This window comes from Streptomyces deserti (genome assembly GCF_054782695.1).
The window spans coordinates 1-13,662 of sequence record NZ_BAAGRZ010000063.1 but is presented as its reverse complement, the minus strand read 5'-3'; the positions used below and the strand labels follow the sequence as shown (position 1 = coordinate 13,662).

At 72.5% G+C, this 13,662-nt stretch carries 2 protein-coding genes; both read right to left on the bottom strand.

Annotated elements, in window-relative coordinates:
• The coding region (locus ACYVMZ_RS38600) for a type I polyketide synthase (protein WP_461087885.1) at positions 1-6,727 on the bottom strand (6,727 nt) is incomplete at its 3' end.
• A 386-nt stretch (positions 6,728-7,113) separates the two neighbouring features.
• Positions 7,114-13,662: type I polyketide synthase (locus tag ACYVMZ_RS38595; protein ID WP_461087883.1), on the bottom strand; the 6,549-nt coding region annotated here is incomplete at its 5' end.

The following is a 13,662-nucleotide window of genomic DNA, read 5'->3' as shown; positions in this document are numbered from 1 at the left end:
CGAAGGACGAGACACCCGCCCGACGCGGCGCGTCGTCGCCCCGCCGGGGCCACTCCCGGGATTCCTTCAGCAGCTCGACCGCACCGGCCGACCAGTCCACCTGCGGCGTCGGTTCGTCCACGTGCAGCGTCCGAGGCAGCACACCGTGCCGCATCGCCATGACCATCTTGATCACACCGGCCACGCCCGCGGCGGCCTGCGTGTGCCCGATGTTGGACTTCAGCGATCCCAGCCACAGGGGCCGGTCCTCAGACCGCCCCTGCCCGTACGTGGCGATCAGCGCCTGTGCCTCGATCGGATCCCCGAGGGTCGTCCCCGTACCGTGCGCCTCCACCGCATCGACGTCACCCGGCTCCAGCCCGGCACTCGCCAGCGCAGCACGGATCACCCGCTGCTGCGACGGACCGTTCGGAGCCGTCAGGCCGTTGCTCGCACCGTCCTGGTTGACGGCCGAACCCCGCACCACGGCCAGCACCCGGTGCCCGTTCCGACGGGCATCCGACAGCCGCTCCAGCAGCAGCAGGCCGACACCCTCACCCCACCCGGTGCCATCAGCCGCCGCCGCGAACGACTTGCAGCGGCCGTCGGGGGCGAGCCCTCGCTGGCGGCTGAACTCGATGAAGGTGCCCGGTGTGGACATCACGGCGACGCCGCCGGCGAGGGCCATGTCGCACTCGCCCTGGCGCAGTGCCTGCGCCGCGAGGTGCAGGGCGACCAGGGAGGAGGAGCAGGCCGTGTCGACCGTGACCGCCGGGCCTTCCAGGCCGAAGGTGTACGAGATGCGGCCGGAGGCGACGCTTCCGGCGCTGCCGTTGCCGACGTAGCCCTCCAAGTCGCCCAGGCCGTCGGAGGCGTTGATGAGGTGGGTGGCGTAGTCGTTGTACATGACGCCGACGAACACGCCGGTCGAGGATCCGCGCAGTGTCGTGGGGTCGATGCCGGCGCGTTCGAACGCCTCCCACGTGGTCTCCAGGAGCAGCCGCTGCTGCGGGTCGATGGAGAGGCCCTCGCGGGGGGAGATGCCGAAGAAGGCGGGGTCGAAGTCGGCGGCGTCGTAGAGGAATCCGCCTTCGCGTGCGTAGAAGGTGCCGGGGCTTTCCGGGTCCGGGTCGTAGAGGCTGTCGACGTCCCAGCCGCGGTCGTCGGGAAGTGCGCCGATCGCGTCGATGCCGTCGGCGGCGATGCGCCACAGGTCTTCGGGGGTGTGGGCGCCGCCCGGGTAGCGGCAGCTCATCGCGACGATCGCGATGGGTTCGTCGTCGGCCGCGGCGGTGCCTGCGGCGGTCCGCGGCGCGGTGGCCGCCCGGGTGGTGGCGGGGTTCGTGCCGAGGAGTTCGTCGAGGAGGTGCCGTGCCAGGGCGGTGGCGGACGGGTAGTCGAAGGCGAGGGTGGCGGGAAGCCGGATGCCGGTCGCGGCGGTGAGGCGGTTGCGCAGTTCGACGGCGGTGAGGGAGTCGAAGCCGAGGTCGCGGAAAGCTCGGTCGGGCGCGATGGCGTCGGGTGAGGTGTAGCCGATGACGGCGGCGGCGTGGCCGCGGACCAGGGCGAGCATCTCCTGTTCGCGTTCGGCCGTCGGCAGGGCGGCGAGACGCTGGGCGAGCCGGGTGCCCTGCTTCTGGTCGTCGGCGGCGGCCGTGCGCCGCTGTGGTACGCGGACCAGGGTGCGCAGCAGCGGGGGAACGCCCGCGGTGGCGGCCTGGGCGCGCAGTCCCTGGAGGTCCAGGCGTACGGGGACGAGCAGGGTTCGGTCCGTGGCGCGGGCGGCGTCGAACAGGGCGAGGCCGTCGTCGGAGCTGAGTGGCGCCGCTCCGCCGCGTGCCCTGCGGTCGAGTTCGCGGTCGCCGAGGTGGGCGGTCATCTCGCTGGCCTGGGCCCACAGGCCCCAGGCGAGGGAGGTGGCCGGGAGCCCCTGGGCGCGGCGGTGGTGGGCGAGCGCGTCCAGGAACGCGTTGGCCGCCGCGTAGTTGGCCTGTCCCGGGCTGCCGAAGACGCCCGCGGCCGAGGAGAACAGGACGAAGGCGGTCAGGTCACGGTCGGCGGTCAGTTCGTGCAGGTTCCAGGCCGCGTCGGCCTTCGGCCGCAGGACGGTCTCCAGTCGCTGCGGCGTGAGCGAGGTGACCACGCCGTCGTCCAGCACACCGGCCACGTGGATGACCGCCGACAGGTCCTCGACCCGCGCCAGTAGCTCTTCCAGCGCGTCCCGGTCGGCCGTGTCGCAGGCGGCCACGGTGACCCGGGCGCCCAGGGCCTCCAGCTCCGCGCGCAGTTCGGGGGCGCCCGGTGCCAGCTCGCCGCGGCGGGAGACCAGCAGCAGGTCCCGTACGCCGTGCCGCTCGGCCAGGTGGCGGGCCACGAGGCCCCCGAGGGTGCCGGTGCCGCCGCTGATCAGGACCGTGCCGTCGCCCCAGGGGCGCTGTTCGGCGGTCCGCTCCGTGTCGGCGTGCTCCGCCGGGGGGACCCTGGTCAGTCGGGGTGCCCACAATGTGCCCTCGCGCAGGGCGAGTTCGGGTTCGTTTGCGGCGAGTGCGGTGGCGAGCAGTCGCCCCAGGTCCGTGGGTTCGGTGGTGGCGGCCGTGGCCTCGTCGCCGGTCGGGGTGACTGTGTCGGCCGGGTCCAGGTCCAGCAGGAAGAAGCGCCCCGGGTGCTCCGACTGCGCGGACCGCAGCAGGCCCCACGCGGCGGCGGCCACCGGATCCACGGCCGCGCCGCGGGCGGCGCTCGCGCCCCGGGTCACCACGACGAGACGCGACGACTCGAACCGCTCCTCGGCGAGCCATTCCTGTACGGCGCCCAGGGTACGGGCGAGCAGCGGGCGTACGGCGGTGGGTGCCACGGCGGACGCGGGCGTCCCGGCGCCGTCCTCGGGCCCCGGGGCCGGCCGGGTGAGCGGCAGGACCACGGTCTCCGGCAGTTCGCCGCCCTCGTCCAGGGCCGCGCGCAGGGCCCGCAGGTCCGCGTAGGTGGTGTGCGGTGCGGTCAGTGCGGTGTACGGGTCCGGTGTGCCGTCGCCGAGGAGGGCGAGCGAGGGCGGCCCGGGGTGCTCCGTCGGCGTGTCGGGACGGGTCCATTCGATGTGGAACAGCGCGTCGAGTCCGGGCCCGGCGGTGAGCTGCTCCTCGGCCAGCGCCCTGAGGGCCAGGGAGTCGACGGAGACGACGGGCTGCCCGGCCGGGTCCGCGGCCAGCAGCGCCACGGTGTCCGCTCCGGCGGGTGTGATGTGGACCCGCAGGGTGGTGGCGCCGGTGGCGTGCAGACGGACTCCGGACCAGACGAACGGCAGGTGCGGGCGGTCGGTCCGGGTGGTGAAGTCGCCGAGGCCGATCGCATGCAGTGCGGCGTCGAAGAGCGCCGGGTGCAGGCCGAAGGACTCCGTGTCGGCGTGCGCCTCACTCGGCAGGGCGACCTCCGCGAAGAGCTCGTCGCCCCGCCGCCATGCCGCGCGCAGCCCCTGGAACACCGGGCCGTATCCGTGGCCATGGGCCGTCAGACGTTCGTACAGGTCCGTCACGTCGACGGCTTCCGCGTGCGCGGGCGGCCAGGCGGACAGGTCGCCGACGGCGGCTTCACCGGTGTCCGGCAGCAGGCTGCCGGTGAAGTGCCGGGTCCAGGGGGCCTCGTCGGAATCGTCCTGGGGCCGCGCGTACAGGCTCAGCTCACGTCGGCCGGCCGTGTCGGCCCTGCTCACCGATATCTGGATCTGTACGGCGCCCTGCTCGGGGATGACCAGCGGGGCCTCGAGGGTGAGTTCTTCGAGGGGACCGCAGCCCACCTGGTCGCCCGCGCGCAGGGCGAGTTCGACGTAGGCCGTGCCGGGCAGCAGGATCACGCCGTCGACCGCGTGGTCCGCGAGCCACGGATGCGTGTGCACGGAGAGGCGCCCGGTGAAGAGGTGGCCGTCGGCGTCCGCGAGGGCGACGGCGGCACCGAGCAGCGGGTGGTCGGCCGTACGCAGCCCCGCGAAGACCACGTCACCGGAGCCGGCCGGGGCGGCCGTAGGCCAGTAGCGGTCGCGCTGGAAGGCATAGGTGGGCAGCTCGACCATCCTGGCGCCCGGGAACAGGGCCTTCCAGTCGAGTTCGACGCCGTGGACGTGGGCCTCGGCGAGGGAGGTCGTCAGGCGGCGGGCGCCGCCTTCGTCGCGGCGGAGGGAGCCCAGGGTGGTGGCGGAGGGGTGCTCCGTCGCGTCGATGGTGGCCTGGACGGGGACGGTGAGGACCGGGTGCGGGCTCATCTCCAGGAACAGGGTGTGTCCCTCGGCGAGCAGACCCCGGGTGGCCTGTTCGAACAGGACCGTGTGGCGCAGGTTCCGGTACCAGTAGGAGCCGTCCATCGGCTCGTCCAGCCACGCACCGGTGAGCGTCGAGAACAACGGCACCTCGGGCGTCGCGGGCGCCACCGGGGACAGCGCCTCGGAGAGACGTTCCTCGATCGCCTCCACCTGCGCGGAGTGCGAGGCGTAGTCCACCGGGATCGTCCGCGCCCGGATGTCGCGAGCGGTGCACTGGGCGACGAGTTCCTCCAGTGCCTCCGGCTCGCCGGAGACGACGACCTGAGCGGGGCCGTTGACCGCGGCGATGTCGATCCGCCCCTCCCACTTCGGGAGCATCCTGCGGACCTGCTCCTCGGGGAGTGGCACGGATACCATGCCCCCGCGACCGGACAGGGCACGGATGGCCTGACTGCGCAGCGCCACCACCCGGGCGGCATCTTCGAGCGACAGCGCACCGGCGACACATGCGGCGGCGATCTCGCCCTGGCTGTGACCCACCACCGCAGCCGGCTGCACACCGGCCGCCCGCCACACTTCCGCCAGCGACACCATCACCGCGAACAGCACCGGCTGAACCACATCCACCCGGTCGAAATTCTCACCGTGGAGTTCCTCGAACAGGTCCCAGTCGACGAACGCGGACAGCGCATCCGCGCACTCCCGCATCCGCGCGGCGAACACCGGGCTGGCATCGAGGAGTTCCACCGCCATCCCGGCCCACTGCGACCCCTGCCCCGGGAACACGAACACCGGACGCACCGACGCCTGGGCCCGACCGGTCACCGCACCCGCCGGGTCGACCCCGCCGAGCTGCTCCAGGGCCGCCAGTGCCTCTGCCCGGTCCGCGGCCAGTACCGCGCCCCGGTGCTCGAAGCGGGACCGCGAGACCGTCAACGACCAGGCGACGTCGGTGAGTTCGGCCTCGGAGTGGGCCTCCAGGTGCTCCCGCAACCGGGCCGCCTGTCCGCGCAGGGCCTCCGGCGACTTCGCCGACAGCACCAGCGGCACGGGTCCCGACACGACCGGCGAGGTCGTGTCGGTCTCGACCGCCTCGGCCGGCTCCTCGACCGGCGCCTGCTCCACGATCACGTGCGCGTTCGTGCCGCTGACCCCGAAGGAGGACACGGCCGCCCGGCGCGGCGCGTCCTCGCGCTCCGGCCACTGCCGTGCCTCGGTCAGCAGTTCCACGGCACCGGCCGACCAGTCGACCTCGGGGGTCGGCTCGTCCACATGCAGCGTCTGGGGCAGCATCCCGTGCCGCATCGCCAGGACCATCTTCATCACACCGGCGACACCGGCGGCGGCCTGGGTGTGCCCGATGTTGGACTTGACCGAGCCGAGCCACAGCGGCCGGTCCTCGGGCCGCTCCTGCCCGTACGTGGCCAGCAGTGCCTGGGCCTCGATCGGGTCCCCGAGCGTGGTGCCCGTACCGTGCGCCTCCACGGCGTCGATGTCGGCCGCGGTCAGGCGGGCGTTGGCGAGCGCCTGCATGATGACGCGCTGCTGCGAGGGGCCGTTGGGGGCGGTCAGACCGTTGCTCGCGCCGTCCTGGTTCACCGCCGAGCCGCGTACGACGGCCAGGACCGGATGCCCGTTGCGGCGGGCGTCGGAGAGGCGCTCCACGAGGAGCATGCCGACGCCCTCGCCCCAGCCGGTGCCGTCGGCGGCGGCGGCGAACGCCTTGCAGCGGCCGTCGGAGGCGAGGCCCTGCTGCCGGCTGAACTCCACGAAGACGCCGGGGGTGGAAATGACCGTGACGCCGGCCACCAGGGCCATGCCGCACTCGCCCTGACGCAGTGCCTGTGCCGCCAGGTGCAGGGCGACCAGGGACGACGAGCACGCGGTGTCGATGGTGAGGGCGGGACCCTCGAGTCCGAGCGTGTAGGCGATACGGCCCGAACTGACGGCGGCGGCGTTACCCGTGCTCACATATCCCTCGACGTCCTCTTCGGCGTCGAAAAGGAGCGGGGCGTAATCCTGGCCGTTGGTGCCCACGAAAACGCCGGTCCGGCTTCCGCGCAGGGTCGCGGGGTCGATACCGGCCCGTTCGAAGACCTCCCAGGCGGTTTCCAGGAGCAGCCGCTGCTGCGGATCCATGGCGAGGGCTTCACGGGGTGATATTCCGAAGAACGGCGCGTCGAAATCGGCTACCCGGTCCAGGAATCCGCCGTGAGCGGTGGTGCTGCGCCCCTGCTTTCCGGTGCCGTCGGGGTCGTAGAGGGATTCCAGGTCCCAGTTGCGGTCGGTGGGCAGCCCCCTAATGGCGTCACGGGCGTCGGCGAGCAGCCGCCACAGGTCCTCGGGGCTGGTCACCCCGCCCGGGAACCGGCAGCTCATCGCGGTGATCGCGATCGGCTCGCGCGCGGCGGCCTCCATGTCCTTCAGGCGTTGCTGCGTCTGGTGCAGGTCCGCCGAAACCCACTTGAGGTAGTCGCGCAGCGTCTCTTCATTCGCCATCAAATGTCACCTGTTCAGGACGTGTGCCGAACCGCATACAACAGACCTGTCCGCACTCGGTTTCCGACTACGAACAGGTCATTCTGTGCAACGTGCCCTTGCTCCGAAGTTCCGCGGCCGACACCGCTTCCGACCCACCACACGAGTCATCGGGCCAATTCCCCTCGCCCGCCCCCGAATTCCTTACTTGTGCACGCTGAACACTAGGGGACCCCCCAAAACGGCAACAACCCCTACCCGCCCCCTACCCACCCCTACGGGATTGCCGCGCAATGCGGCGGGGTGAGCGTATGGCAAGGGGGCGGACAGAGGTGTCGCCACTCTAATTCAATAATTCGGCGGAGGATACGCCGCGTCCGTCGGCGCCCTTTCCGGGCCTCGCGGTTTCAGGACCGGCCGAGCTGGTTCCTGATGAATTCGAGCATTTCGTCGTCGCTCGCGGCGGCGAGACGGTCGCCGACGTCCTGCGCGTCGCCGCCGCCACCGGCCGGGGCACCGGCTCCGCCACCCGGCGTGGCGCTCTTCCAGCGGTCGAGCGCCGCCTGGAGCCGTACCGCCACCTTCGTCCGTGTGATCTCGTCCGCCGACTCGGCCAGGGACAGGCTGTGCTCCAGCCGTTCCAGGTCGTTGAGGACGAGGGTGGTGGGCTCGGCTCCGTCGGGTGCGAGCTCCTTGCGCAGGAGGTCGGCCAGGGCCGTCGGTGTCGGGTGGTCGAAGACGATCGTGGCGGACAGGGTCAGGCCGGTGAGGGCGTTGACGCGGTTGCGCAGTTCGACCGCCGTGAGGGAGTCGAACCCCAGCTCGCGGAACGGCCGGACCGGCTCGACGGCCTCCGCGTCGCGGTAGCCGAGCACGGCCGCGACCTGCTCGCGGACCACGTCGAGCAGCATCCGTTCCTGCTCCGCGGGCGGCAGCTCGGCAAGCCGCTCCGCCAGTCCGGGCGCCCCGCCGTCCCCGGCCGGCTTCCCGCCGGCACCGTCGTCCGACAGCCGCTCGGCCTCGGGGAGTTCCGAGTAGAGGCGGCTCGGGCGTACGGCGGTGAACCCGGGCAGGTACTGCTCCCAGTCGATGTCGGCGATGACGGTCGTCGCCTGCGGACGGGCGAGTGCCTGTGCCAGGGCCTCGATCGCGAGCTCCGGCGCCATCGGGGGCAACGCCCCCTGCCGCAGCCGCTCGGCCGCCACGCCCTCGGCCGCCATCCCACCACCGGCCCAGGCGCCCCAGGCCACCGACAGGGCAGGCAGGCCGCGGGCCTCCCGCGCCTCGGCCAGGCCGTCCAGCCAGGCGTTGGCCGCCGCGTAGGCACCCTGCCCCGCACCGCCGGCCACCCCGGCGAAGGACGAGAACAGCACGAACGCCGACAGATCCAGATCCGCGGTGAGCTCGTCGAGGTGACGGGCCGAGCGCACCTTCGCCCGGAAAACGCTCCGGAGAGACTCTTCGGTCATACGGTCGAGCACACCGTCGTCCAGCACACCGGCCGTGTGGAACACACCCGTCAGCGGCAACTCCTCCGGCACCGCCGCCAGCAACCCCGCCAGCGCCCCCCGATCCGCCACATCACACGCGGCAAAAGTCACCCGGGCACCCAACTCCTCCAACTCGGCACGAAGTCGGTCAGCACCAGGAGCATCCGGACCACGCCGACTGGTCAGGATCACATGCTCGGCACCCTCCCGCGCCAGCCACCGCGCCACATGACCACCCAACGCACCCGTACCACCCGTGACCAGCACACTCCCCCGCGGCACCCACCCGGCACCACCCACCGACACCGACCCGAACGGCGCCCGCACCAGCCGACGCCCGAACACCCCCGCTCCGCGGACCGCGACCTGGTCCTCACCGGCCCACGCGCCGCCCAGCACCCGCGCCAGCGCTGTGACCGACTTGCCGTCGGGCACCTCGGGCAGGTCGACGAGACCGCCCCATCGCTCCGGGCACTCCAGAGCCGCCACCCGGCCCAGGCCCCACACCGACGCACTTTCCGCCGCCACCGTCCCGTCGGAACGGCCCACGGATACAGCGGACTTGGTGGCCAGCCACAGCGGCGCGCCGATCCCGGCGTCACCGAGCGCCTGCACCAGCGTCACGGTGGCGGTGAGCGCCGCCGGCACCGTCCCGTCGCCCAGGGCGACGGAGTGTTCCGTGGCCGCCGGCAGGAAGAGAACCCCGTCGAACCCGGAGGTTTCCGCCTGTCCGACGTCGACTCCGGCGTCACCGCTGTGGGAAGGCGTCACCGTCCTCGCCGAACGCAGCAGTTCGGCGAGCTTGCCCCGGTCGCCACCCTCTACGGGAGCCTCCACGGTCACGAGCCGCGCGCCGCGTTCGGCCATCAGGTCGGAGACCGCACGGGTCCATGCTGCGTCGGCGCTCCCGGCCGGAATGACCGCCAGCCAGTCGCCGCGCACCTCACCGAGCGACGTGTCGGCCAACGGGGTCCAGGACTCGCGGTACTGCCACCCGTCGATCGTGGACCGCTCGCGCTGCTGCCGACGCCAGGCCGTCAGGGCGGGCAGCACCGAGGAGAGCGGGGCGTCCTCGGACACGTCCAACGTGGTGACGAGTACCCCGAGGTCCCCACGCTCCACGGTCTCCCAGAACCGCGCCTCCGTCTCGTGGGCCGCCCTCGCCGAGCCGATGTGAGCCTCTGTGTCGGGCGCGGGCTCCAGCCAGTAGTGCTCGCGTTGGAAGGCGTAGGTGGGGAGGTCGACGCGGTGGCGGGACTCGGTCGGCGCGAACAGGGGTGTGAAGTCGACGGTGGTGCCTCGGACGTGCGCCTGGGCGAGTGCGGTCAGGAACGTGTCGAGTTCCGGGCGGTCCTTGCGGAGCGCCGGGATGAGGCCTGCCTGGGCCTCCGGGGTGGTGAGGGTGTCGTGGGCCATCGCGGTCAGGACCGCGTCCGGGCCCAGCTCCAGGATCGTGACGGCCCCGAAGTCGGCCAGCGCGCCGATCCCGTCATGGAAACGGACCGCCTCACGGACGTGACGCACCCAGTACTCCGGGTCCCGCAGCTCGTCCACCGAGGCCATGCGACCCGTCAGGTTCGACACCACCGGCAGGAACGGAGCCTGATACTCCAGGCCCTGCGCGACCTGACGGAACTCCTCCAGCATCGGCTCCATCAGCGGCGAGTGGAACGCGTGCGACACCCGCAGCCAGCGCGTCTTCCGCCCCTGCTCGCTGAAGACCTGCGCCAGATCCTCCAGCGCCGCACGGTCACCGGAAACCACCACCTGAGACGGGCCGTTGACGGCGGCGATACCCACCCGCTCGGCGTGGCCCTCCAGCAGCGGCAGAACATCCCCCTCCGCTGCCTGGATAGCGAGCATGGCGCCGCCTTCCGGCAGGGCCTGCATCAACCGGCCACGCGCCGCCACCAGACGAGCGGCATCCTCCAGCGACCACACCCCGGCCACATACGCCGCCACCAACTCACCGATCGAATGACCGCCCACGACCTCAGGGCGCAGCCCGAACGACTCCACCAGCCGGAACAAGGCGACCTCGATCGCGAACAACGCCGGCTGCGCAAAACCGGTCTGCTCCAGAAGCCCGGCGTCCTCCCCGAACATCACCTCGGCCAGCGGACGATCCAGCAGCGGGTCAAGATGCGCGCACACCTCATCCAGCGCATCCGCGAACACCGGGAACGCTGCGTACAGTTCCCGGCCCATGCCGAGCCGCTGACTGCCCTGCCCGGTGAAGAGCACCGCAAGGCGCCCCTCGCCAACCGCCCCGGAAACCACCCCAGGCGCGCCGGAAGCCAGCGCCTCCAGACCGTCCAGGAAGTCCCTCTGCTGACGCCCCAGCACCACCGCCCGGTGCTCCAGTGCCGACCGGCCCGACAGCAGCGACCAACCCACATCCACCGGATCAAGCTCACCGCGCACGACCACATGCTCACGCAGCCGCTCCGCCTGAGCCCGCAAGGCTTCCGCACTGCGAGCCGACACCAGCCACGGCACCACACCCACCGGCACCGGCACCGGCACCGCAGAGTCCTTCTCCTCAACCGGCGCCTGCTCCACGATCACATGCGCGTTCGTGCCACTCACACCGAACGACGACACACCCGCCCGACGCGGCTCGCCGTCCCGCTCCGGCCACTCCCGCGTCTCGGTCAGCAGCTCCACCGCACCGGCAGACCAGTCGACATGAGACGTAGGCGCATCCACGTGCAGCGTCTGCGGCAGCACACCGTGCCGCATGGCGAGGACCATCTTGATCACACCGGCCACACCCGCGGCCGACTGTGTATGACCGATGTTCGACTTGATCGACCCCAGCCACAGCTGCCGGTCCCCGGGCCGCCCCTGCCCGTACGTCGCCAGCAGCGCCTGCGCCTCGATCGGATCCCCGAGCGTCGTCCCCGTACCGTGCGCCTCCACCGCATCCACATCACCCGGCACGAGCCCGGCATTGGCGAGCGCAGCCCGAATCACCCGCTGCTGAGAGGGACCGTTCGGCGCCGTAAGCCCATTGCTCGCACCGTCCTGGTTCACCGCAGACCCACGCACGACCGCCAGCACCTCGTGCCCGTTCCGACGGGCATCCGACAACCGCTCCAGCAACAGCAAGCCGACGCCCTCACCCCACCCGGTGCCGTCCGCAGCCTCCGCGAACGGCTTGCAGCGGCCGTCAGCCGCCAGGCCGCCCTGCCTGCTGAACTCGTCGAAGGCACCTGCTGTCGCCATCACCGTCACGCCACCGGCCAGTGCCATGTCGCACTCGCCCTGCCGCAGCGCCTGCGCCGCCAGGTGCAGGGCGACCAAGGACGACGAGCAGGCCGTGTCGACCGTCACCGCCGGGCCCTCAAGCCCGAACGCGTACGAGAGACGACCGGAGATGACGCTGCCGGAGGTACCGGTCAGGAGATGGCCCTCGACACCCTCGGGGACACTGGACAGCCCCGTCGCATAGCCCTGGAATCCGGAGCCGACGAACACACCGGTCGGGCTGTTCCGCAGGGACTTGGGCGCGATGCCCGCGCGTTCGAAGAGCTCCCAGGCCGATTCCAGCAGCAACCGCTGCTGCGGATCCATGGCCAGGGCCTCGCGCGGCGAGATGCCGAAGAGTCCCGCGTCGAACTCGGCGGCGTCGTAGAGGAAACCGCCCTCGGGCTTGTACTCCAGGGTTCCGTCGGCGTCCCAGCCCCGGTCGGTGGGGAAGACGGAGATGGCATCCGTACCGTCGAGGAGCATCTGCCACAGTTCCTCGGGGGAGTTGGCGCCGCCCGGGAACCGGCAGCTCACCGACACGATCGCGATCGGTTCGTCGTCCGGGGCCGCCGGTCGCGCCGGAGCGGGCGTCGCCGGGTCCGTGGCCGGCCCGGTGGCGCCCGACAGCTCCGCCAGCAGGTGGCGCGCGAGTGCCTCCGGCGAGGGCTGGTCGAACACCACCGTCGTGGGCAGCGACACCTCCGTGGCCGTGGTGAGACGGTTGCGGACCTCCACGGCGGTCAGCGAGTCGAAGCCCAGCTCACGGAAGGCCCGGGTGGGTTCGATGGACGCGGCGTCCGGATAGCCGAGCACCGCGGCGGCCTGGGTCCGTACGAGATCGAGGACCAGACGTTCCCGCTCGGCCGCCGGGAGCCCGGCGAGCCGCCGGGCCCACTCCGATGCCCCCTCGGTCACGTCGTCGGGCCCTGCCGTCGTCGTCGCGTGCGCGCGGCGCGCCAGCTCGGGCAGGTCGCTGAGGAGCGCGCTCGGGCGGACGCTCTGGAAGGCGGGCGCGAACCGTTCCCACTCCATGTCGGTGACGGTCAGCGACACCTCGCCGTACGCCATCGCCTGCTCGAGTGCCGTGATCGCCCGCTCCGGCGCCATGGCCGCCACACCCCGGCGACGCAGGTGTTCCTCGGCCTCTTCGGAGGCGGCCATACCGCTGCCGCCCCAGGCCCCCCACGCCACCGAGGTCGCCGTCAGGCCCCGTGCCCGGCGCTGCTCGGCCAGGCTGTCCAGGAAGGCGTTGGCGGCCGCGTAACCGGACTGTCCGCCGCTGCCCCAGACGGCGGCGATGGACGAGAACAGCACGAACGCGTCGAGGGTGTCGGAGTCCAGGAGCTCGTCCAGGTGCGCCGCGCCGGCGGCCTTGGCCTCCAGGGCGGTGGCGAGGTCGGCGGCGGACGAGTCGGCGAGAGCGAGTGTGGGGCTCACGCCCGCGGTGTGGAACACGGACCGCAGGGTGTGGCCCTCCTCGGCGAGCCGCTCCAGCAGCCCCGCCACCGCGTCCCGGTCGGCCACATCACACGCGGCGACGGTGACCTGGACGTCCAACTCCTCCAGTTCCGCCTTCAGTTCGGCCGCTCCGGGCGCGTCCGGACCACGACGGCTGGTGAGGACCAGATGCTCGGCACCGTTGCGCGCCAGCCAGCGCGCCACATGCCCGCCGATGGCCCCCGTACCACCCGTGATCAGCGCGGTCCCCCGCGCGGCCCACGTCGCCTCCCGGTTGCCGCGCACCTCCAGCGGGGCGTGCGCGAGCCGCCGTACGAACACACCCGAGCCGCGCACCGCGACCTGGTCCTCGAAGCCGCTGTCCGTTCCGTCTCCCGCGGGTATCCCCGCCAGCGTTCCCGTCAGACGGGCCCTCGCGCGAGCGTCGGGGACCGGGGGCAGGTCGACGAGCCCGCCCCAGCGGTCGGGGTGTTCCAGCGCCACGACCCGGCCCAGGCCCCAGGTCTGGGCCTGTACGGGGCTGCGGAGACCGTCACTGCGGCCCGTGGACACCGCTCCACTGGACACCGCCCACAGCCGGGCCCCGATCCCGGCGTCACCGAGCGCCTGCACCAGCGTCACCGTGGCCGCGAGGCCGTCGGACACCGCACCGTGCACCGCGTGCGGCTGCTCGGCGAGTGCCAGCAGGGAGACGACACCGGCCGGCTCCGCCTCGGCGACGACGTGCCGAAGCCGCTCGGCGAGAGACGCACGGCT